This is a genomic window from Chryseobacterium sp. UF-290, assembly GCF_058245615.1.
Map to the genome: position 1 here is coordinate 79,671 of NZ_JBSICB010000014.1, position 21,373 is coordinate 101,043.

The 21,373-nt window shown below is 39.2% G+C and carries 19 protein-coding genes and 1 riboswitch; of the genes, 6 read left to right on the top strand and 13 right to left on the bottom strand.

Annotated elements, in window-relative coordinates; genetic code table 11:
* Positions 1-107 precede the first annotated feature (107 nt).
* Positions 108-599, bottom strand: coding sequence for a hypothetical protein (locus tag AC4IF5_RS15780; protein WP_490736137.1), 492 nt, complete (start codon positions 597-599; stop codon positions 108-110).
* Positions 600-622: 23 nt separating this feature from the next.
* Positions 623-1,228 carry an LURP-one-related/scramblase family protein gene (locus tag AC4IF5_RS15785; protein WP_490736139.1) on the bottom strand — a complete coding sequence of 202 codons (606 nt, stop codon included), beginning with the start codon at positions 1,226-1,228 and terminating at the stop codon, positions 623-625.
* A 186-nt stretch (positions 1,229-1,414) separates the two neighbouring features.
* Between AC4IF5_RS15785 and recR the strand changes: the two genes are divergently transcribed.
* Together recR and AC4IF5_RS15795 are read left to right on the top strand one after the other, a co-directional pair.
* Entirely contained in the window at positions 1,415-2,026 is a 612-nt protein-coding gene (recR, locus tag AC4IF5_RS15790; protein WP_490736141.1) for a recombination mediator RecR, read from the top strand.
* A complete protein-coding gene (locus AC4IF5_RS15795; protein ID WP_490736196.1) occupies positions 2,022-2,861 on the top strand; it encodes a glycosyltransferase family 2 protein in 840 nt (279 codons plus the stop codon). Before recR ends, AC4IF5_RS15795 begins: the two co-directional genes overlap by 5 nt.
* 51 nt (positions 2,862-2,912) lie before the next feature.
* On the opposite strand, the gene secG is transcribed toward AC4IF5_RS15795, so the two are convergent.
* From secG to AC4IF5_RS15815, 4 genes are all read right to left on the bottom strand, one after another.
* Complete coding sequence (secG, locus tag AC4IF5_RS15800) at positions 2,913-3,272, bottom strand: preprotein translocase subunit SecG (RefSeq protein ID WP_490736143.1); 360 nt, start codon at positions 3,270-3,272, stop codon at positions 2,913-2,915.
* A gap of 258 nt (positions 3,273-3,530) precedes the next feature.
* Positions 3,531-5,561 carry a M16 family metallopeptidase gene (locus AC4IF5_RS15805; RefSeq protein ID WP_490736145.1) on the bottom strand — a complete coding sequence of 677 codons (2,031 nt, stop codon included), beginning with the start codon at positions 5,559-5,561 and terminating at the stop codon, positions 3,531-3,533.
* Positions 5,562-5,569: 8 nt separating this feature from the next.
* On the bottom strand, positions 5,570-6,883 hold the full coding sequence (locus AC4IF5_RS15810; RefSeq protein ID WP_490736146.1) for a M16 family metallopeptidase: 1,314 nt from the start codon (positions 6,881-6,883) through the stop codon (positions 5,570-5,572).
* Between the two features lie 140 nt (positions 6,884-7,023).
* The gene (locus AC4IF5_RS15815; RefSeq protein WP_490736148.1) at positions 7,024-7,248 is read right to left on the bottom strand and encodes a bacteriocin-like protein; all 225 of its coding nucleotides are present in this window, start codon (positions 7,246-7,248) and stop codon (positions 7,024-7,026) included.
* A gap of 263 nt (positions 7,249-7,511) precedes the next feature.
* Here AC4IF5_RS15815 and AC4IF5_RS15820 point away from each other — a divergent pair, with 263 nt between their 5' ends.
* Both AC4IF5_RS15820 and AC4IF5_RS15825 read left to right on the top strand, forming a co-directional pair.
* Positions 7,512-9,842, top strand: coding sequence for an ATP-dependent helicase (locus AC4IF5_RS15820; RefSeq protein WP_490736150.1), 2,331 nt, complete (start codon positions 7,512-7,514; stop codon positions 9,840-9,842).
* A 398-nt stretch (positions 9,843-10,240) separates the two neighbouring features.
* Positions 10,241-13,012 (top strand): TonB-dependent receptor plug domain-containing protein, encoded by a 2,772-nt coding sequence (locus AC4IF5_RS15825; protein WP_490736152.1) that lies wholly within the window; start codon positions 10,241-10,243, stop codon positions 13,010-13,012.
* A 147-nt stretch (positions 13,013-13,159) separates the two neighbouring features.
* Here the strand turns inward: AC4IF5_RS15825 and tenA are convergent, their stop codons facing one another.
* The 7 genes from tenA to AC4IF5_RS15860 all read right to left on the bottom strand — a co-directional run bounded on the left by tenA (position 13,160) and on the right by AC4IF5_RS15860 (position 19,703).
* Positions 13,160-13,810 carry a thiaminase II gene (gene tenA / locus AC4IF5_RS15830; protein ID WP_490736154.1) on the bottom strand — a complete coding sequence of 217 codons (651 nt, stop codon included), beginning with the start codon at positions 13,808-13,810 and terminating at the stop codon, positions 13,160-13,162.
* Positions 13,797-14,630: a bifunctional hydroxymethylpyrimidine kinase/phosphomethylpyrimidine kinase gene (gene thiD, locus AC4IF5_RS15835; RefSeq protein WP_490736156.1), complete on the bottom strand. Its 834-nt coding sequence runs from the start codon at positions 14,628-14,630 to the stop codon at positions 13,797-13,799. The genes tenA and thiD overlap by 14 nt, the downstream gene beginning before the upstream one ends.
* On the bottom strand, positions 14,627-15,262 hold the full coding sequence (gene thiE / locus AC4IF5_RS15840) for a thiamine phosphate synthase (protein ID WP_490736158.1): 636 nt from the start codon (positions 15,260-15,262) through the stop codon (positions 14,627-14,629). Before thiE ends, thiD begins: the two co-directional genes overlap by 4 nt.
* Positions 15,259-16,056: a hydroxyethylthiazole kinase gene (thiM, locus tag AC4IF5_RS15845; RefSeq protein ID WP_490736160.1), complete on the bottom strand. Its 798-nt coding sequence runs from the start codon at positions 16,054-16,056 to the stop codon at positions 15,259-15,261. The genes thiE and thiM overlap by 4 nt, the downstream gene beginning before the upstream one ends.
* Before the next feature lie 69 nt (positions 16,057-16,125).
* Positions 16,126-16,218: riboswitch (TPP riboswitch) on the bottom strand.
* Positions 16,219-16,279: 61 nt separating this feature from the next.
* Positions 16,280-18,121, bottom strand: coding sequence for a carbon starvation CstA family protein (locus AC4IF5_RS15850; RefSeq protein WP_490736162.1), 1,842 nt, complete (start codon positions 18,119-18,121; stop codon positions 16,280-16,282).
* A 438-nt stretch (positions 18,122-18,559) separates the two neighbouring features.
* Positions 18,560-18,943, bottom strand: a complete 384-nt coding sequence (locus tag AC4IF5_RS15855) for a DUF3037 domain-containing protein (protein ID WP_490736164.1) — start codon at positions 18,941-18,943, stop codon at positions 18,560-18,562.
* A complete protein-coding gene (locus AC4IF5_RS15860) occupies positions 18,930-19,703 on the bottom strand; it encodes a HipA family kinase (protein WP_490736166.1) in 774 nt (257 codons plus the stop codon). Before AC4IF5_RS15860 ends, AC4IF5_RS15855 begins: the two co-directional genes overlap by 14 nt.
* A 177-nt stretch (positions 19,704-19,880) precedes the next feature.
* Here AC4IF5_RS15860 and AC4IF5_RS15865 point away from each other — a divergent pair, with 177 nt between their 5' ends.
* Together AC4IF5_RS15865 and AC4IF5_RS15870 are read left to right on the top strand one after the other, a co-directional pair.
* The gene (locus tag AC4IF5_RS15865) at positions 19,881-20,723 is read left to right on the top strand and encodes an alpha/beta hydrolase family protein (RefSeq protein ID WP_490736168.1); all 843 of its coding nucleotides are present in this window, start codon (positions 19,881-19,883) and stop codon (positions 20,721-20,723) included.
* A gap of 48 nt (positions 20,724-20,771) precedes the next feature.
* The gene (locus tag AC4IF5_RS15870; protein WP_490736170.1) at positions 20,772-21,284 is read left to right on the top strand and encodes an Ivy family c-type lysozyme inhibitor; all 513 of its coding nucleotides are present in this window, start codon (positions 20,772-20,774) and stop codon (positions 21,282-21,284) included.
* Positions 21,285-21,373: the final 89 nt, after the last annotated feature.

Consider the following 21,373-nt stretch of genomic DNA (forward strand, 5'->3'; position numbering starts at 1 on the left):
AAATAAAAAATGCTTCCGTGGAATACAGAAGCATTTTTGTATGCATTTGGAGGCGAAATCGCAAAACCGCAAATTTGCTAATCGGCTTTTTTACGATTTCGCTTTTATCAACATCCACATTCTCCATAGATTGGTGTTGTGAAGACTGTACCATCCGGTTTTTCAATGGTCAGCGTTCCTTCAAACAGTAAGGCTTCTTCACCTTTTATTTTCTTACCTTTTACAGAGATCTTATAATCATCATTTTCTATTTCTTTGGTAAGCTCTTCATCTACCTCCATATCACTTGATGAGATAAGGTTCATAGCCAGCCTTTTACCATTCAGCATCATATAGGCTGTTTTTCCGGCATCATCTGCATAGATGTATTTCTCAGCTTCAAAATCCGCTTTGCTTCTGGCAAAATAACAGGAACATTCTTTTATTTCTTTTGGAAACGGAAGGATTCCTACCAGAATTTCCTCCGAAGAAGGATGTGTGGCTGCAGAATCTTTCACAATCTTTGAAGAGTCGGCAGAGTCGGAACCTGAAACTGTTTCTTTGTCTTTTTTACAGGCTACCAATATAAAGGCAGAAAATAAAATGATTAGGTATTTCATGTGTTTGTGGTTTGATTTGTTGTTTAGCCTCTTGCTCTTTCCAGCAATGTCATCATTAATAAAGAAAGGACCACCAAGCTTTCCTCTTGATCATCAATATCGATGAGCCTGTCTAACTGGAATCTTCTTCCAAAGAATGAAGGCATTTTTTTTAATTTAAAATAGGCTTTTCCGTCCATTCCTGTTACTGTGTAAGATGGGTTAAGGAAATAACCTGTAAACATTCCGATGATAGGAAGTTCTCCTACAAAACTGTCCCAGAATCTCACCCAGGCATTGTCTTCCTGAATTTTAAACTTAGGTTGATCGTTGGCATCAAGGATATCATAGCTTGCTTTCCAGATAGAACGCATTCCCTTTCTTGCCAGTCTCCCGAAGTTTTTGTTATCTACAAGATCATTTAAAGAGTATGATGCATTGAAATCGATCCATTTATTCGCTCTGATTCTGAAAAGCTCCTTCGACTTGCTCTCATCATTGAAAACGATCACATCTTCCTTCAGCTTGAACATTTTCTGACGCACATACGCTACATAATTTCCATTTTTGTCAGTGATGTTGAAGTCACTTGCTAATGTAGTGATTTTGAATTTGAAATCCAGCGGATAATTTAGGTTGTTGAGTACCATGTTAGTTTATTTTTTTCATATTTAATTCGAGTCGCAAATATAAAGGTTTTTTTAGAGAATCAAGGAGTAAGAGTCAAGAGTCAAGACAAGGACTTTGAGATAAGAGACAAGAGACGGGGACTGTATAACCCGCAACTTTAAACCTTGATTCTTACACTTTGAACTTTAATCCTTATTTTTGTATCTATGGATTACCCAAGTAAAGTTTTGGCAAAGGCAGTTGATGAGATTTCCGGGTTACCTGGCATTGGGAGAAAAACAGCTTTGAGGCTGGCACTGCATTTATTGAAACAACCCAATTCCAGAGCGGTGAGCCTTGGAAATTCCCTGATCAATCTTGTTAACGAAATAAAATATTGTAAGGAATGTCATAATTTTTCTGATTTTGACGTTTGTGAGATCTGTAGTAATGAAAAGAGAAATGGCGAACTGATCTGCATTGTCGAGGATGTACGGGATGTTATCGCGATCGAAAATACCGGAAAGTATTCAGGAAAATATCTGATTCTGGGAGGTAAAATATCACCTATGGAAGGAGTAGGCCCTGGCCAGCTGAATATTCCCAGCATTGAAAAGAAACTGAATGAAGGTCAGGTGAAGGAGTTTATTTTTGCATTGAGTGCAACGATGGAAGGAGATACAACAGCTTATTATATTTATAAGAAATTTAAAAACTTTAATGTAAGTTTTTCAAGCATTGCAAGAGGAATTTCAGTAGGAGATGAATTGGAATATGCGGATGAAATTTCTTTGGGAAGATCCATCATGAACAGATTGCCTTATAACGAAAAGGATTAATATGAAGCTGTCCGTTATTATTGTTAATTATAATGTTACCCAATTGCTCAGAAACTGTCTTTTATCTATTCAGAAATACATAAAAGAGGTGGATTATGAAGTGATTGTCATTGATAATGCTTCCACAGACAGTTCATGGAGTGATCTCATCCCGGAATTTCCCAATGTACGGTTTATTTCTTCTGAAATAAACGGGGGATTCTCAAAAGCGAATAACCAGGCCATACAAACGGCAATAGGCGAATATGTACTGCTTTTAAATCCTGATACGGAACTGGAAGGGTTTTATATGAAGGATCTGCTGGATTTTGCCGATTCCTGTTCAGATTTTGGATGTCTGGGAGTACGGATGCATGATGCGGAAGGGAATTTCCTGCCGGAAAGCAAACGTTCGGTTCCGGATATGTTCAATTCATTTGAAAAGCTGTTTACCAATTTTAAAAAGAATAATTCCAAGTCTTATTACAGAAATGATCTGGAAGAAGAAGCTGTTGCAGAAGTGGATGTGCTCACAGGAGCGTTTTTATTGGCTAAAAAAGAGGTATACCAGAGAATAGGAGGGCTGGATGAAGCCTATTTTATGTATGGGGAGGACATTGACCTTTGCTACACTTTTTTAAAGAACGGGTATAAGAACTTCTATTACGGTAAGGTTTCCATTCTTCATCATAAAGGGGAAAGCACGATCAAAGATGAGACCTATCTGGAAAGGTTTTATGGAGCTATGCAGATCTTTATTGATAAATATTATAAAGAAACAAAACCGGTCCAGTATTCGTTCCTGAAAGCCGGTTTAAAGCTCCGTCACAAGATTGAAAAGATCAAGTTAAAATAAAAAAGCAACTCAATTTGAGTTGCTTTTGTTTTATATAAGATAATAACTTTCTTATTTAGCCGGAGCAGCAGGTGCTTGTGCCGGAGTTGTAGTGGTTGTAGAAGAAGCAGGAGCTGATTGTTTCGCTGGAGCTTCTTTCTTCGCCGGTTGTTGCTGGGTTGGAGCCGCCTGTGACGGTTTACCAGTGATGACAACGCTTAAAATGATAAGAACGATGATAGTTCCGCCCAGAGTCCATGTTGCTTTTTCCATGAAATCATTGGTTCTCTGTACTCCAAACTGTGCAGATGACGCACCTCCGAAAGTACTGGAAAGGCCTCCTCCTTTTGGATTTTGAGCCATAACGATAATTACCAATAGAACACTGGCAATCATAATAAGAACCATCAATAGTGTAAATATAGTATCCATTAATTCTGATATCTTTTTGAATGGGCAAATTTAATCTTTTTTTACTGAACGACAAAAAAAGATGCCTGTAAATATGAATTAACTGCAAAATTTTAGAAATCAGGTAATATTTTTAAGCCTGGATAAAGGTAGAAGACAATATAGAAAGTGAGACATAAGAGAATGGAAGCCGGTTTAAAGAGTGTAAACCGAAATCATATGCCACTAAAAAAGGCTGTCCCGGAATTGAGACAGCCTTTATCCATAAAAAGGATTACTTTATTTAAAATCAGCATCTGTTGCCTGGTTGACCTGGCAAGACTGTACTGTCATGTTGATATCCATTCCACCCATATTCTGGATAATCGTGAATGGAAATTTCACTCCTGAAATCTCTTTATAATCAGCAAAGCTTGTAGGAATGGAACCTCCTTCCCCGGCTTTTATCTCTCCTGTTTTTAAACCTGTCTTTACACTGTAATAATACGTGTGTTTAGGACCTTTCACTACATAGGAATCTTCGTTGTTGTATTTTTCAATACCTGCCAGCTTCAGGTCTTTAGATTTTGCAAATGTCAATTCAGGGAAAAGCTCAGGCTCTGCCATTTCAGCTTTTTGTTGGTCATTCAAAGGGGTTTTTTGTCCCTGAGTTACCGAATAGCCTTCTTTACCGTCAAAAACAATTTTTTGAATTGTATTGCCCATTACTTTCATATCCATGGACATTTTCCCGCCTTTCGCCTGAATCAGCTTCAGCGTCATATCCATTCCCTGTACTTTGGTAGTGGCATCAGTAGTAATAGAGGTTACTTTCTGAACAGCGGCCAAGCCTCCGATCGCGTTGATGTACTTATCCGCTACAGAATTGATCGTTACATTGGCATCAACTTTCTGAGCAGCAGGTTTTGTTACTGGGTTGGCTTCCTTGTCAAAATATTTTACAGGATATCCCAGTTTTTCCAGTCCTTCAGAAATGTCTGATGCTTTACCGGCAATGAAAATTCTGCTTTGGTTCGGAAGAATTGTTGTTTTTACAGCGTTGGAAACATCTGCAGCAGTTACTTTATCAATAGACTTTAAGTAATTGGTATAGAAATCAGCAGGCAGGTCCTGTACTTTTTGATTTAAAGCAAATCTTGCGATAGTAGCCGGCTGTTCTAAAGACATAATGAAAGAACCTTTCAGTTTTGCCTTTGCATTTTCCAATTCCTCAGGCTTTACGGTAGAAATGCCGGTAAGCTCATTCATCATTTCCTTAACGGCCTTATCTGTAACTTCGTTTCTAACACTCGTTTCAGCAGTAAAACCTGGGGAATACTTGCTTGTATTCATATTGGAATAAGCTCCATAAGTAAACCCGTTCTTTTCCCTAAGATTCATGAAAAGTCTTGCCTCACCGCCGCCGCCAAGAATATAGTTGGCGATCGTGGCCGGGAAATAATTCGGATCTTTCATTTTAAGGGTGTTCAGGTTGCCGACTAATAATACAGACTGTACTGCAGAGGGTACGTCAACCACATTGACCTCGGTTTTGGCAACATTGGAAGCAGGTTCTAATGCCGCAAATTTAGTATTTGATTTTTTCCAGCTACCGAAAGCTTTCTCAACCAACGGCTTGATCTGATCGAATTTTACATCTCCTACAATAACCAAATAAGCGTTATCAGGAGCATAGTATTTATTGTAAACGTTCTGAACATCTGCCAGTTGGATCTTATTGATGGATTCTATGGTTTCAAATTCTCCTCTTGAAGTATTTTTTCCATACATCAGGGCATTGGATACTCTCTGAGCAATAGAAGACGCATTTTTCTCATCAGCCTTTAATCCTTCAATAGTTCTTTCCTTAGTGTTCTGGATTTCTTCAGCAGAGAATTTAGGGTTAACAATGGCGTCAGCCATTAGTCCTAATACTTCAGGAAAGTATTTTGAAAGAGAATTGGAAGAAGCTCCACTGGAAGAGAAGCTGATATTAGCTCCTAAAAAGTCAACCTTTTTATTAAACTCATCCTTACTCAGATTGGTTGTTCCGTTATCAAGCTGTTCTGCCATAAGCTGACTTACTCCAACGATATTTCCTTCATAATAAGGAGGTCTGTCTATGGATAGAGTCGTGGTTACTTTGGGAAGCTTGTTGTTTTCAACGACCATTACAGTAAGGCCGTTGCTTAGCTGGAAGGTCTTTGGTTTGGCAATGTTGATCGCAGGAGTAGGTCCCGGTTTTGGCATTGCATTAAGGTCTATTTTTTGGGCAGAAAGCATTCCTGCAAATAAAAATGCCGCTGCTATATAGGTGAATTGCTTTTTCATGGGTAAAATTATTTTTTCTCAGGAACGTAGTTGATAATGATTCTTTGGTTGGAATTCAGATACTTTTTAGCCGCATTCTGAATGTCCTGTCTGGTAATGGATCTGTAAATATCGATCTCCTTATTGATCAGATTCGTATCTCCCATCAATACGTGATTGGTTGCCAGGGAAGCAGCAATTCCCTGAATGCTTGAGTTTTGATTGACAAACTGGTTTTCAAACTGATTCTGAATTTTCTGATAATCTTCTTCAGAGATCAGAGTGGTCTGAAGCTTTTTGATCTCCGCATCAATATCGGCCTGTAAAGTTTGTTTTGTAGTCTGTCCCATTGGAATAGCGAAGAATGCAAAAATACTGTAATCTTCAAGCCCCTGGTTGAAAGCAGCTACCTGAAGCGCTTTTTTCTCCTGATCTACTAATTTTTTATATAAAACAGATGACTTACCATTACTTAAATAAGAAGAAAGCATATCCAGAACGTAAGCATCCTTTTCCTTGTTAGCAGGGGTTCTGTAAGCAAAAACATAAGCCGGAAGCTGGATGTTAGGATCTGTTGCCGTTACTTCTTTTTCCTGAGTGATCGGAGCATCTTTTGGGAAATCCTTTGGATAAACTGTTCCTTTCGGAATACCTCCGTAATATTCCTGGATCCATTTTTTGGTTTGCTCAGGCTTGATATCTCCTGCTACTACCAAAGTGGCATTGTTCGGAACATAGTATTTTTTATAGAATGCCTGGAATTCTTCAAGCTTGGCAGCATTAAGATCTTCCATAGAACCAATCGTAGGCCAGTTGTATGGGTGATTTGTAAACAGGTTATTTAAAATGGCTGTAAAAAGATTTCCATATGGTCTGTTATCCATATTTAATCTTTTCTCTTCTTTTACTACTTCTCTCTGAGTATCTACCCCAATTTGATTAATCTCTGCATGACGCATTCTTTCAGCTTCCATCCAAAGCCCCAATTGTTCGTTATTGGAAGGGAAGGTTTCATAATAATAAGTTCTGTCATTGGTAGTGTTAGCATTATTGACACCCCCATTTGCTGCAACAATTTTCATCCAAGTTCCTCTTTTGATATTAGGAGTTCCTTCGAATAGAAGGTGTTCAAAGAAGTGGGCAAAACCTGTTCTGCCTTTTACTTCGTCTTTTGCTCCTACATGATACATTACACTAGTCGTTACAACTGGTGCTGAATTATCCTGATGGAGAATTACATGAAGACCATTGGGAAGATCATACTCTTCGAATTTGATTTGCTGTGCATTCAGCATAAGCCCGAAGAAAGCTATGGCAGCAGAAGAAAGAAATCGCTTTTTCATAAAGTTAGAAATTGTTTATTAATTAGTGCTATAAATGTTCTAATTGTTACAATTTCTAAAGAAAAAATGAATTAGTAGTTTAATCTATTTATTAAAATGAAATTCCGCATCTAATTTACAGAGAGATACGGAATTTTGATTTAACATGTTTCAACATACATTGTCATTTGTGCTGGGCCTCGCCCAAATATTGAGCTGCTGACTCCACATCCCATTCCTGCCCCTCCACTCATAGGAGCACAACTATCACAATGATGCATTGAAATTACTTTACCGGATGAACATGTCATTCCACAAACAAGATTTCCTTCTCCTCCAGTTAATTTTTTAAGATCATTTCGGGTAAGTTTTTTTAGCTTTTCCATTTTAATAATATTTAAAGATTAGACAGTAAATATACATTATTAATTCAATATTAAGGGATGTGTTGTGCAGTTTTAAAAAGAAACGGTAAAATGCTGTATATTATAAAGTTTTATATATTTTTTTGAGACAATATATTAAGTTAAAATTATTTCCAAGTGAAAAAATAGAGGATGAAATTGTCAACACCTGCTGAAACCAAAAACGAAAATTTGAATTCTCCTCTGAATACATTAATTTTGTGTTCCCAAAATTTTTTTGCAGTATGGATTATCTGAAAGGACTCAATGAACCACAATATGAAGCCGTTACCTCTTTACAAGGGCCTTTGATGGTACTTGCCGGAGCTGGTTCCGGGAAAACCCGTGTGCTTACCATGCGTATTGCCCATCTCATCAATAACGGAGTAGACCCTTTCAATATCCTTGCTCTGACCTTTACCAATAAGGCAGCCCGTGAAATGAAAGACCGTATTGCGAAAGTAGTGGGAGACAGCAATGCAAGAAGCCTCTGGATGGGAACCTTTCACTCGGTTTTTGCAAGAATTTTGAGGATTGAAGCGCATTATCTGGGCTATCCTTCCAACTTTACGATCTATGATCAGCAGGATGCGCTGAATGTGATCAAAAAAGTACTGAAGGATATGAACATCGATGCGGATCTTTATAAGCCAAAAAAAGTGCAGGCAAGAATCTCTACCTATAAAAACAACCTCATTACAGTAAAAGCCTATTTCAACAATCCGGAGCTGATGGAAGCGGATGAAAAGGCGAATATGAAATTCATCGGTCAGATTTACCAAAGATATGTTGAACAGTGTTTCCGAAACGGTTCTATGGATTTTGATGACCTTTTGCTGAAAACCAATGAGTTACTGACCCGTTTTCCGGAAGTATTGGCAAAATACCAGGACAGATTCAGATATATCATGGTGGATGAGTATCAGGATACCAACCATTCCCAGTATCTGATCGTAAAAGCGCTGGCTTCAAAGTTCGAAAATATCTGTGTGGTAGGAGATGATGCTCAGTCGATCTATTCCTTCCGTGGGGCGAATATTTATAATATCCTAAACTTTAAAAAAGATTATCCGGATGCCAAAACAGTATCCCTGGAGCAGAACTACCGTTCCACCCAGAATATTGTAAACGCAGCGAATGTCGTCATTGCAAAAAACCTGCAGCAGTTTAAGAAAAATGTTTTCAGTGATAATGAAGAAGGGGATAAGATCAAGATTTACCGTTCCCTTTCCGATGCCGATGAAGCCAACTTCGTAGCAGGAAATATCTGGGAACTCCGCAACCGTGACCAGAGAAAGTATAGTGATTTCGCTATTTTATACAGAACAAATTCTCAGACCAGAGCATTTGAAGATGCTTTGAGGCGTAAAAATATTCCGTACAAAGTATATGGAGGTCTTTCTTTCTACCAGAGAAAAGAAGTAAAAGACCTGATTGCCTACCTTCGTCTTCTGATCAATGAAAATGATTCCGAAGCATTGATGAGGATTATTAACTATCCAACAAGAGGGATCGGGGAAACTACACAGAACAAGCTGATCGTTTTTGCAGATGCGCAGAATATTTCAGTATCGAAAGTTCTGGATAATCTTCCCATGTATGCTCCTCAGCTAGGATTGAACAATGGCGTTTTAAATAAGCTGAATGACTTCTGGTCGATGATAAAGGCTTTCCGGGTTTTACTGAAAACGGAAACAGCTTACAGTGTAGCTATGGAAGTGGCCAAGCGAAGCGGACTGATCAAGTTTCTGAAAGATGACCAGACGCCGGAAGGAATCTCCCGGGTGGAAAACGTTCAGGAATTGATGAACTCGATGCAGGGGTTTATTGAAGAGCAGATGCAGGTAGAAGACGGAGACCCGAGCCTTTCCAATTTCCTTGAGAATATTGCTCTTTCTGCGGATACACAGGATAAAAATCTTGAAGAGGATATGGTCTCATTGATGACGATTCACCTTTCAAAAGGATTGGAATTCCCGGTAGTACATTTGGTAGGACTTGAAGAAAACCTTTTCCCGAGCTTTATGAGCTCTGCAACCAGAGAAGATCTGGAAGAAGAAAGAAGACTCTTCTATGTAGCGTTGACAAGAGCAGAAAAACAGGTATTTTTCTCATATGCCATATCCCGTTTTCAATGGGGAAAAATTACCGATGCCGAGCCGTCAAGATTCTTAAGTGAGATTGATGATGAATATATTGAATTCCTTAATCCTGCACTGGAAAAAAGATTTATCAATAACTCAGGTGTTAAGTCCAATATTTTTGATGAATATCCTTCCGAAGTAAAAAGTTTCAAAAAAGTTGAGAAAAAAACTATCGATAGGGGAGACAATTCTAAACCGGCTCCGGAGCCAAGAAAACTGAAACCGGTGAGCACAGCCAAAATTATCAATCCAAGCGGAGCGTCTTCCCAGGATATAGAAGTGGGGGATAAGGTGAGACATGACCGCTTCGGAATAGGAGAAGTTACTTTCCTGGACGGCACTGATCCTCAGAATATCAAAGCAAAAGTGGTTTTCATGCATGAGGGTGAGAAAAACCTGATCCTGAAATATGCCAAGCTGACCAAGATTTAGAACGGAATAATAAAATAAATACAAAACGGATTCAATTTTTTTGAGTCCGTTTTTTTATTGGCTTTCAACATAATAATCTACAAGATGGTTCCACTTAGCAAAGAAAACACAAGCTTTGCTGAACGAAGTGCCTTTGCGAACTGAAAATAATACATATTAATGAATTCCTTTGCGAACATTGCGTTTCATTTAATCTCATTAATTTATTGAAATACCATGTTTGCAATCAACATCTCCATCGTTTTATTGTAAAAAGAGCTAACCTTAATAAGGGATAGAAACAAACTATAAGGATTTTTTAGAAAAACAAAGTCTATTGATTTTGTAGACTAATAAATATATTTTACATTTGCATCTTGTAAAAAAACATAAATGTACAATCCATTCAAGTAAACTATATGAGAAATAAAAAGACTATTGTTTCAGCCTCTGTTTTGTTTTTCCTGGGTGTTTTTACCTACGGACAGGAAAAGGACAGTATTCAAATAAAAAAAGACAGCGTAAAAACGAATAATGTAGAAGAAGTAGTTATTTTGGGATCAAGATCCGGGGCGAGATCGAAAATAGACAGTCCGGTTCCTGTAGATGTTTTTAATGTAAAAGAATCATCAGTGATCCTGCCGCAGACGAATATCGGGCAAATTCTGAACGCTGTTGCCCCTTCATTCACATCGACCATTCAGACAAATTCAGACGGAACAGACCATTTGGATCCTGCTCAGCTGAGGGGATTGGGACCGGATCAGGTGTTGGTTTTGGTCAATGGAAAAAGAAGACATACTTCAGCTTTGGTGAATGTAAACGGAACGCCGGGAAGAGGTACGGTAGGAACTGACCTGAACGCCATTCCTTCTTTTGCTTTAAACAGAATAGAAGTGTTGAGAGACGGTGCTGCGGCGCAATATGGATCAGACGCCATTGCCGGGGTTATCAATCTTGAACTTAGAAAAGATACAGGGAAGCTGGCCGGTCAGGTCAGCTATGGAGGAAATTTGACTCCAACAGCTAATGACCACACTGGAGATTTTGACGGTCAGAATATTCAGCTTGACCTGAATTACGGAAACAAGATCGGAACCAAAGGAGGCTTCTTTAATATCACCTGGACCTCACAGTTCAGAAATCCTACTTACAGAGCGGGAACTGAGCGGGGGGCGATCTATAATGCTTATAACGCCATTGAGCAAAGGGCTTTAAATGATGGTGTGAACCTTTCTTCTCTTTTTACTGATATAGGAAATACTCCTAATTCCCAGCAGATCGTCAATTATATTCATCAATATGCACAGAATGTAAGCTATTTTAATCAGGATCTGCAAAATAAAATACAAGGTGCAAATACAATTGCCGCATTGCAGAATGTTTTAAATCCCACTCAGTTTACGACTGACGAGCTTAATTATATTACCGACCAGGAGCTTGCCTACAGAGGGCAGACAAGAAAAGATTTCAACATGCAGGTAGGGCAATCCAAGCTTAATAACCACCAGCTTTTTCTGAATGCTGAGGTACCGGTCAGTGATACCTGGAAAGTTTATACTTTCGGGGGATACAGCCTGAGACATGGTACTTCAGGAGGATTTTACAGAAGACCGAGAGAAAACAGAACATTTACGGGATTGTATCCTAATGGTTACCTGCCTCAAATCGGGACCGATATTCAGGATATTTCACTGGCGGCGGGAATCAAAGGAAAATGGGAGGGCTGGAATATTGATTTCAGTAATACTTATGGGCAGAACTCATTCACCTATAATATCAGTAATACAGGAAATACCTCAATGCGCTTTGCTTCCCCACGTGAATTTAATGCAGGAGGCTTGAGGTTTTCCCAAAATACGATCAACCTGGATTTTTCCAAAAAATATGACGTTTGGGAAGGTATCAATATAGCATTTGGAGGAGAGCACCGTTATGAGAATTTTAAAATCACACCAGGAGAAGAAGCTTCTTATGCCACCTATGATGTTTCCGGAAATGTATTGAAAGATAACGCCCAGATAAGACCTACTGATTTCTTTGGGCAGGTCCTTCCCGGAGGCTCACAGGTATTCAACGGATTTAAACCTGAAAATGCTGTAGATAAAAACAGACAGTCTGTAGCAGCTTACGCGGACGTTGAGCTGAACTTTACCAATTGGTTATTGGTAGATGCGGCAGCGAGATATGAAAATTATTCAGATTTCGGATCTACTTTCAATTATAAACTGGCTTCAAGGATTAAGGTGACCCCTGATTTTAATGTAAGATTTGCCGGTTCAACCGGATTCAGGGCTCCGTCCATCCACCAGATCTATTATAATGTGACCTCTACTTTATTTACCAATAATCAGCTTCTGGAAGTAGGAACATTCAGCAACGACTCTCAGTTGGCAGAGCAGTTGAATATACCTAAGCTGAAGCAGGAAACCTCAAAATCCGCAAGTGTAGGATTTACCTATAAAATTCCGTCAGTGGGCCTTACGTTCACTGCTGACGGATATTTCACAAGAATTGATAACCGCATTATCCTTACAGACCAGTTCTTAAGAAAGGATGTGCCTGCGGATGCGCAAAACGAGTTTGACAATTTTAGAATCAACGGAGCGCAGTTCTTTACCAATGCGATCGATACGGAAACAAAAGGACTGGATGTGGTGATTGCCCATAATGCCAGGTTTTCGGATTTCAAATTGGATAATAACTTTGCCATCAATCTGAACCGGACCAGGCAGGTAGGAGAAATCCATTCATCAGGATTGCTTCAGTCTCCCGCGCTTGAAAAGATCTACTTCTCTGAAAAATCAAGAGTTTACCTTGAAGAAGCGGTACCTAGAGTAAAGGCGAGCCTTTCTAATACACTGACATGGAAAAATGCAAGCTTCTATCTTAGAAACACCTATTTTGGAAAAGTAACAGGAGCCGATGTCATTGATGCCAACGGAGACGGTATCATCGAGTTTAATGAGCATCAGCAGATAGCGGATAAAGTGATTACTGATCTATCCTTAGCCTACCAGTTTACGAAAAATATCGGACTGACTTTAGGGGTAAACAATATATTTGATATTTATCCTACTAAAAATCTTCCTGCATCTACCAATAATGACCAGTTTATCTATTCCCGTTCCACTTCACAGTTTGGACAGAACGGAAGATATGTTTTCACCAGACTGAATTTCAATTTTTAATCAATCTATATGCTTTTTTGAAGACGGATCCATTATTTGGATCCGTTTTTTGTTGATGTTTTATAGAATAAACCTGTTGTAAAGGTTGGAAGTCAGAAGAAAAAACCTTTTGAAGATTGAATAGCAGTTAAGGTTTTTTTAATAAAACTATTTCCATGTTTTTAATTCATAGGCTGCCTCCCAGAAATGATACTCCATCCGGGATGCCATGATGAACGCTTCTGTCATTCTATTCCGGGTTTCCTCAGTGCTGTTTTCTGCAATTTTATCGCAGATGGCAATGGCCTGATCTACTGCTGCTGAAAACTCTTCCCCGGCATAAGTGGCGATCCATTTTTCATAAGGATTGTTGACCGTGTTTTGAGTACGGTAAATATAATCTCCTACTTCCCTGTAGATCCAGAAGCAAGGGAGTACCGCTGCTGTTGCAATTTCCACTGATTCCAGCGCTGCCGTACTTCTCAGAAAGTGAATGTAATGATGGCAGGCAGGCTGTAAAACACCTTTATCATTCACCCCAAAATCTTTGAAATAAGATTCATGCAGCGCATTTTCCACAACAATGGCATTCTCGGCAAAGCGCATAAAAGCCAGTACATCCTGAAGATCGGTGATCTTTGCAGCAATCAGGGAGAGTGTTCTTCCGAAATGTTCCAGATATAAAGAATCCTGAGCCATATAAAAGCGGAATTTCTCCTGTGGCAGGCTGCCATCTGATAATTCTTTTATAAAAGGCATATCCAGGATAGATTGATAACATTCTCCTATAGTATTCCAGGTTTGTTCAGACCATTTCATTTTTGATAAGTTTTTGAGGATTAAAAAAGTGATTCAGCGGGCCGTTTCCCAGACCTGTTTGTACATCTGTTCCGTTTTCTATGGCTTTGTAAGTATATTCCTGTCCCAAAGAGACAGCGTCGTACAAAGTTTTTCCCTGGGCAATATAAGCTGCTATTGCGGAAGAAAGCGTACAGCCGGAGCCGTGGGTGTTATTGGTGTTAAATTTTAACGTTTCGAAAGAATGATAAGTTTCGTGCTCATCATAGAACAGGGAAGTAATCGTTGAGGTTTCCTGGTGCCCTCCTTTAAGAAGGATTGTCTTACAACCCAATTTTTTGATTTTTTTTCCTGCGGTGTAAAGGTCTTCCAGTGTTTCTACTTTCATATCCGCTAAAATTGCCGCTTCATCCATATTGGGGGTGATAACATCGGCAATGGGGAAGAGCATTTCTGTGAGGGCTGTGATGGTCTCTTCTTCAATCAGCCGGTGTCCGCTGGTAGCTACCATTACAGGATCAAATACAATGGGTATTCTTTCGTATTGTGATAATGTAGAAACAATGGCTTCCACCAGTTGAGGAGTATGTACCATTCCTATTTTAATAGCATCCGGAACAATATCATCCAGGATCGCTTTGATCTGATCAGCTACTGCTTCTACAGGAATTGGATATATTTTCCTTACGCCTTGAGTATTCTGTACAGGTAAGGCGGTCAATACCGATGTTGAAAAACAGCCTAAAGCAGAAGTTGCTTTGATATCAGCTTGAATACCTGCTCCGCCGCTTCCGTCAAAACCGGCAATAGTTAATACTGACGGGTATTTATACTTTTTCATTTTAAAATTTCATTTTTTAATTGATATGCTGCTTTCTGAGGATCATCTGCACCGCATATTGCCGAAACAACAGCAAGACAGTCTGCGCCTGCGTTGATGACATCTTTGGCATTGGTAAGATGAATGTTGCCAATGGCTACCAGAGGTTTTTCTGTAAGCTGCCTGATCTTCGTGATGCCTTCAAGGCCCCATTCTGTGATCGTATCTGTTTTGGTATTTGTTTTAAATACAGGACTTATTCCAAGATAATCCGAGACAGCGGTCTGTTCATTTTCAAGTTGGGCAAGATGCTCTACAGAATAGCCAATGATCTTGTCCAGGATAAGAGGTTGTTGTCTCAGATAAGCAGGGGCTGTATCGTTGTTCCCAACATGAATTCCTGCTGAATTTACTTTTTCAGCAACCTCAATATTATCGTTAATGATGAGGGGAATTCCGTATTTGTCCGTAATTTCGATAAGTTGTCGGGCTTTTTGAAGAAACACTTCACTGCTGTCATTTTTTTCACGCAGCTGGATGATATCCACACCGCCAATAATAGCCTGTTCAGCAACTTTCAGAAAATTTTTTCCAATGCAGTCAGCTTCAGAGATCACCAGGTACAGCCTGTAAGGGAAAGAATATGCACTCATTTTTGTTCTATTTTCAAATGGGCAACAAATTCTTCTTCCGTGATATTGTACAGCCTGTCGATCAGGTTGACCTGAAGGCTTCCGGGACCTTTACTTTCCTGAACGGCCAGCTCTCCTGCTATACCAAGCAATGCCATTGCTGCGGCAACTCCTATGATTTTATCTTCTGAACATCCTATGAATGCTCCCGTTAATGCTGTTGCTGAACATCCAAGGCCTGTAACTTTGGTCATGAGAGGATGACCGTTTTTGATCAAGAATGTTTGGTGTGGGTTCAGGATAATATCGGTTTCACCGGAAATGCAGACGATGGTATTATATTGGCTGACCAGGATTTGAGCAGCATCGATCGCTTCATCGCTCCCTGCTGTACTGTCTACTCCCTTTGTCACTGTTTTATTGATCTTGGCAAGAGCGATAATTTCAGAAGCATTGCCTCTGATGACGGTGGGGTGGTATTGTAAAAGCTGATGTAAGATCTGATCACGGAAAGAGGTTGCGCCTGCTCCTACAGGATCCAAAACCCAGGGCTTGTGAATAGCGTCTGCCGTTTCAGCAGCAATGAGCATAGACTCTGACCAGTATTCATCAAGGGTTCCTATATTAATAACCACTGAATGAGCTATATTGATCATTTCCCTGATCTCTGATTTTGCGTGAGCCATAATGGGAGAAGCACCTGCAGCCAAAAGAGCATTGGCTGTATTGTTCATCACTACATAATTGGTAATATTGTGAACCAGGGGAGACTTTTGTCGTACAAGCTGGGCTTGTTGCCAGAGAATTTTTTCCATTGTTATCATTAATATAAAATAGCTTTAGGAAAAAATCTGAAACAAAAGGTACATTAGCAAAAAAGCAGATCATGTAATTTTGCTTTTCCCTACGTCGGTGTAAGCCGTATCAGGTTCAAAGGGACTCTCTCAATTCTTTTCAGAATACCCCTAAAGCAAAACAAATGTATAAAAATTATCAGAGCAGGCAAAAAACCGGCAGTGGAATTTGAATCGGAACCTGCTATCTTTCTACCAGTTCCTTTACCTGTTCCCCATAGAAATCTGTTTCTGTTGTTTTGATCTTCAAAAGCTCATACCATTTTCTGAAAGCCCCGATAAAGACAATAAGCATCAATACCATAGCTGTGACCGCAAGAGCAGCCAGTAAATATTGTTCTTTGGGAATGTAGATGGTAGTGACCTGGAGATATCCTGCCCAGAAAGTAATTCCGGCCATAAAGACTCCCGGGATAGCGGAACATAATGCATATTTCCCCCTGTTCATCCTTATCAGCATCGTGGTGCAAACAATCAGTCCACAGGCTGCCAGCAACTGGTTGCTGATCCCGAACAAAGGCCAGATGCTGCTCACATTTCCGGTATATACCAGATAGCCCCAGGCAAAAGTGAAAAGCAGGCTGCTGATAATGATTCCAGGAATCCAGTTTTTATCATTGAACTTAGGAACAACAGAGCCCAGCATCTCCTGTAAAAAGAAACGTCCGACCCTTGTTCCGGCATCAATGGCTGTAAGGATAAATACAGCTTCAAACATGATCGCAAAATTGTACCAATAGGCTGTCAGCTGATCCATATACGGAATCTTATTAAAAATATGAGCCATTCCCACAGCCAGCGAAACGGCACCACCGGTTCTTCCATGCAGGTCAATGCCTATTTTTTGGGAATAATAATCAATGTCTACTCCATGAAGAGAAGGATGAGCGGCCAGGAAAGCGTCGTATGATTCTTTTGGAGTATTAATGGCAAAATAGTCTCCCGGCATTAAAGTACAGGCAGCAATCAAAGCCATCAGGGCGACAAAGCCTTCAACCAGCATGGCACCATATCCTACAAAAAGAATCTCTCTTTCTCTATTGAGCATTTTAGGAGTAGTTCCCGTAGCAATCACAGCATGAAATCCCGAAATCGCTCCGCATGCAATGACAATGAAGATAAAAGGAAGTACAGGCCCTCCTATTACAGGTCCTCCACCGTTGATAAAAGCAGTAAGGGCCGGCATTTGTACTGTTGGATGAATTACGATCACACCTACAGCAAGCATAATGATGGTTCCGATCTTTAAATACGTAGAAAGATAGTCTCTGGGAACCAAAAGAAGCCATACCGGAAGTACCGAGGCCAGAAAGCCATATAACGGAATAGCAATGGATATCGTTTTAATATCCCATGAAAATAAATTGTTCATGGTAGGATTCTGCATAAGACCATGTCCGCCAATAATACCCGCGATCAAAAGTATACCTCCTAAAATACTGGCGAAGAGGACACTGTTCTTTTTGTAGCGCATGATCAGACCCATGATCACAGCGATAGGCATGGTAATCACGACCGTAAAAAGAGACCAGGAAGCTTCATGCATCGCGTTGATGCAGGCAAGGGATAAACCTGCCAGTGTGAGAATGAGGATGAATAAGATGGCAAACCCTGCGACGGTTCCTGTTGCCTTACCTATTTCCTTCGAAGCAATGGTTGCCAGGCTTTGTCCTTTGTGTCTTACAGAAGCAAATAGAACCACCATATCATGCACTCCTCCTCCAAGTACACATCCGATTAAGATCCATAAAGCTCCGGGAAGATAACCGAACTGAGCGGCCAGAACGGGACCTACCAAAGGACCTGCTGCGGCAATCGCTGCAAAATGGTGTCCAAAGAGTACATTCTTATTGGTCGCAACATAATCTTTACCATCTGCAAATTCTATGGCAGGAGTCATATTATTGTCATTAAGCCGCAATACTTTATTGGCCATGAAAATACCGTAAACACGGTAAGCGATCGCAAAAATAAGTACTGATGCGAATATTAATGTAAGAGCATTTATATTGTCCAGGAAATCCATACCTTTTGTTTTTTACTGATTAATAATTCAAATTATTGGCTTTTTTATTGTAAAAAAAATAAATAATCGCCAAGTTAATTATTTTATATGTAAAAATTGTTGATATGTATACTAATCTAGCAATATTGTATTCTAATACAAATTTTAAAATTGTAAATCATTGATTATTATAATTTTAATTTATTTGGTTTTTTGGAAAATATATAGATTGATGTTTTTCTGTGAAGCAATGAAATTCAACATCCGGTCTGTAAACTTATTCAGAGAGTACAACAGCTACTTTAGAAAACAGAGTGCTTTTTGGGGGATTTAGGTTCAATATGATTTTGAGAAAAACTTTACATTGGATAAGCTTATTACTAAAACAATAACCAGGTTTTTAAAAACCTGGTTATTGATATGTTACTTATTAAAGATGAGTAATTTTTTTGAATCGTATTATTTTACTAATTCCTCAAAAAGTTTACCAAAAGTAGTATTCAGATCCCTGGATTTTCCGGGATGAGGTCTTGAAGTCTGTACAGCGGAACTCCTTACAGCCGTTAGCCAGCGGAAACGTTCGGGAATGTCGAGCAGGGCAATCGGGCCGCCATCTTTATCCCCGTTGGCGATCTTCTGGAAACTTTCCAGGTTTTGAATGATATCCGCATAATCCAGTTTACTGTGCATCAGTTTGAATTTATCAGGACACAGATAGAATTCTACCCGGATGAATTTTTCTTTTTTGGAAAACATAATAAGTCCGATATTGAAAAATTCCTCTCTTTCAACCTTGGGTACCAAGCGTATTACCGCATATTCATATATTTTATCCTCTTGCATTTTTAGCTTCGTTTACAAAGATTTGTGAATTTTCGAACCGGGTTTTCAAAAACTGAAAATAGATCTCACGGATTTCATCCGGGGTCTCATCAGCATCATTCCAGTGGAGCCAGTCTTCGGGGATTAAATTGACAATTTCCCTGAAAAGAGTATCATTCAGTACTTTGTGGGCAAACTTATCCGCTTCATCCAGCATACTAGCTTTTGGAAGTAATACATGATCTTTCACATATTTGAACGGAGTTTTTGCAGCGGCATCAAAGTTCTGCCATGAATGGTGGAAGTAGAACGAAGCGCCGTTATCAATGATCCAAAGCTCTTTATGCCACATCAGCATATTGGTATTCTTAAAAGTACGGTCGATATTGGTAATGAACGCGTCCAGCCAAACGATCTTTGAAGCTAAAAGCGGATCGATACTTACTCCCGGATCATACGTGATGGAACCGGATAGGTAATGCAGCCCTAGATTCAGCCCTTCTGAAAACTTCAGCAGGTCCTGTATTTCCTCATCAGCTTCCGTCCTTCCGAAATCAGCATCGAGATTTACGAAAACTAGCTCCGGAATTTTCAATCCTAAAGCTTCTGTAATTTTTCCGCCTAAAAGTTCGGAAATCAGCATTTTTACCCCGTGGCCCGCACCACGGAATTTTAAAACATATTTAAAGTCATCATCAGCTTCTGCCAGTGCAGGAAGAGAACCCCCTTCTCTCAATGGCAGAATGTAACGCATTACGGTTACAGTTCTTAAATTCTGCATAAAGCAAAAATAAGGTTTTACTTTGTGTTTAATTCTATTTTTAATATTTTTAAGTGAAAAATGGATTCTGACCAATTATAAACAATAAAAAGCTCTTCACGGATTCAGTAAACAGACGCGATAAACCTCAGCAGAATCTGTATGGTCAGTGAAAAACAAAAAATATAAACTCAAAGTATGGAAGTCACAAAAAAACAAAATATCATCATCCCCAATCCTGAAACAAGAGATTTTCTCGCCGATGCCTGTTATCCTGAAACAGATAAAAAACTTCCGTTAGTAATTTTCGTTCACGGGTATAAAGGCTATAAGGATTGGGGAGCCTGGGATCTGATGGCAGAAAAGTTGGCAAAGGCAGGCTTTTTCTTTGTAAAGTTTAATTTCTCCCATAACGGAACAACGATTGAAGACCCCCATCACTTTGCAGACCTGGAAGCATTTGGAAATAATAATTATTCCAAAGAACTTTCTGATCTTGGGGTTATCATTGATCATTTCGTAAAACATCCTAATGTAGACAGTGAAAAGATCATTCTCATAGGACACAGCAGGGGAGGAGGAATTTCGATCATTAAAACTTTTGAAGATGAGAGGATCAATGGTTTGATTACATTGGCAAGTGTTGATACTTTAGAACGTTTTCCTACAGATGATGCCTTTGAGAGCTGGAAAAAAGAAGGGGTATATTATGCCTTAAATGGCCGTACAAAGCAGGAAATGCCTCATTATTACCAGTTCTATGAAGATTATGAACAAAATATACACCGTTTTGATGTAGAGAGGGCTACTGAAATGGCTAAAACTCATATGCTGATCATTCATGGTACTCAGGATGAGGCAGTAGATGCCAGCCATGCGGAGCATCTTCATATTCTTAATCCGAACTCTGAACTTTTCCTTATTGAAAACGCTAATCATACTTTCGGAGCAAAAGAGCCCTGGACGGAAAGTGAATTACCGGAAAATCTGAATACTGTCATAGAAAAATGTATTGATTTTATAAAAGAAAAATTGAAATAAAATCTCTTAAACTGCGTTATAATATATTAATTACCAACCCATATAATTATGAAAAAACTTATTGCAGGCGCATTAGCGCTATCAGTATGTACAACAATTGTTTCCTGTAAAAAAGAAACAAATTCCCAATCTTCTGTAAGTACAGACACATTGGCAACAGTAATGTCTAACGATTCTACAGTGACACCAACACCAGATTCAGTTGCAACATCATCTCCTTCGACAGTTACAGACAATGTCATTACTAAAAATGTCGGAAAATATCCGCATGAGATCAAGCTCTTTGAAGATAAAGGCATAACAGACAGGTTGAAAAAATTAGTAGGAAGCCAATATGATGAGATGGTAAAATTCTTTAATGTGGAAAGCCCTGTAGTATCAGAAAATGAAATTTATAAGCTGAATGGATGTAAGCAGCATGACTGCCCGGGATATGCTACCACCATCTACTACGATTCTAAGAATGATAACCTGAATGTGTCTATTGATAAAAACGGTAAAGTAACAGACTTTACTGAAAAAGGAAAGATTACAGTTCCGGAAACGTTGAACGCGAAATAAATAGGATACTGAAGAGAGAAGCTATTGAAACCAGAGATAGCTTTCGTCTTATTCCTGGAAAATTTTCCAACCAATATAAAATAAAAGAA

What these genes read in the sequence shown, in the direction of transcription:
- AC4IF5_RS15780 (WP_490736137.1), bottom strand. Translation starts at nt 599, where the DNA reads ATGAAATACCTAATCATTTTATTTTCTGCCTTTATATTGGTAGCCTGT.
- AC4IF5_RS15785 (WP_490736139.1), bottom strand. Translation starts at nt 1,228, where the DNA reads ATGGTACTCAACAACCTAAATTATCCGCTGGATTTCAAATTCAAAATC.
- recR (WP_490736141.1), top strand. Translation starts at nt 1,415, where the DNA reads ATGGATTACCCAAGTAAAGTTTTGGCAAAGGCAGTTGATGAGATTTCC.
- secG (WP_490736143.1), bottom strand. Translation starts at nt 3,272, where the DNA reads ATGGATACTATATTTACACTATTGATGGTTCTTATTATGATTGCCAGT.
- AC4IF5_RS15805 (WP_490736145.1), bottom strand. Translation starts at nt 5,561, where the DNA reads ATGAAAAAGCAATTCACCTATATAGCAGCGGCATTTTTATTTGCAGGA.
- AC4IF5_RS15810 (WP_490736146.1), bottom strand. Translation starts at nt 6,883, where the DNA reads ATGAAAAAGCGATTTCTTTCTTCTGCTGCCATAGCTTTCTTCGGGCTT.
- AC4IF5_RS15815 (WP_490736148.1), bottom strand. Translation starts at nt 7,248, where the DNA reads ATGGAAAAGCTAAAAAAACTTACCCGAAATGATCTTAAAAAATTAACT.
- AC4IF5_RS15820 (WP_490736150.1), top strand. Translation starts at nt 7,512, where the DNA reads ATGGATTATCTGAAAGGACTCAATGAACCACAATATGAAGCCGTTACC.
- AC4IF5_RS15825 (WP_490736152.1), top strand. Translation starts at nt 10,241, where the DNA reads ATGAGAAATAAAAAGACTATTGTTTCAGCCTCTGTTTTGTTTTTCCTG.
- tenA (WP_490736154.1), bottom strand. Translation starts at nt 13,810, where the DNA reads ATGAAATGGTCTGAACAAACCTGGAATACTATAGGAGAATGTTATCAA.
- thiD (WP_490736156.1), bottom strand. Translation starts at nt 14,630, where the DNA reads ATGAAAAAGTATAAATACCCGTCAGTATTAACTATTGCCGGTTTTGAC.
- thiE (WP_490736158.1), bottom strand. Translation starts at nt 15,262, where the DNA reads ATGAGTGCATATTCTTTCCCTTACAGGCTGTACCTGGTGATCTCTGAA.
- thiM (WP_490736160.1), bottom strand. Translation starts at nt 16,056, where the DNA reads ATGGAAAAAATTCTCTGGCAACAAGCCCAGCTTGTACGACAAAAGTCT.
- AC4IF5_RS15850 (WP_490736162.1), bottom strand. Translation starts at nt 18,121, where the DNA reads ATGGATTTCCTGGACAATATAAATGCTCTTACATTAATATTCGCATCA.
- AC4IF5_RS15855 (WP_490736164.1), bottom strand. Translation starts at nt 18,943, where the DNA reads ATGCAAGAGGATAAAATATATGAATATGCGGTAATACGCTTGGTACCC.
- AC4IF5_RS15860 (WP_490736166.1), bottom strand. Translation starts at nt 19,703, where the DNA reads ATGCAGAATTTAAGAACTGTAACCGTAATGCGTTACATTCTGCCATTG.
- AC4IF5_RS15865 (WP_490736168.1), top strand. Translation starts at nt 19,881, where the DNA reads ATGGAAGTCACAAAAAAACAAAATATCATCATCCCCAATCCTGAAACA.
- AC4IF5_RS15870 (WP_490736170.1), top strand. Translation starts at nt 20,772, where the DNA reads ATGAAAAAACTTATTGCAGGCGCATTAGCGCTATCAGTATGTACAACA.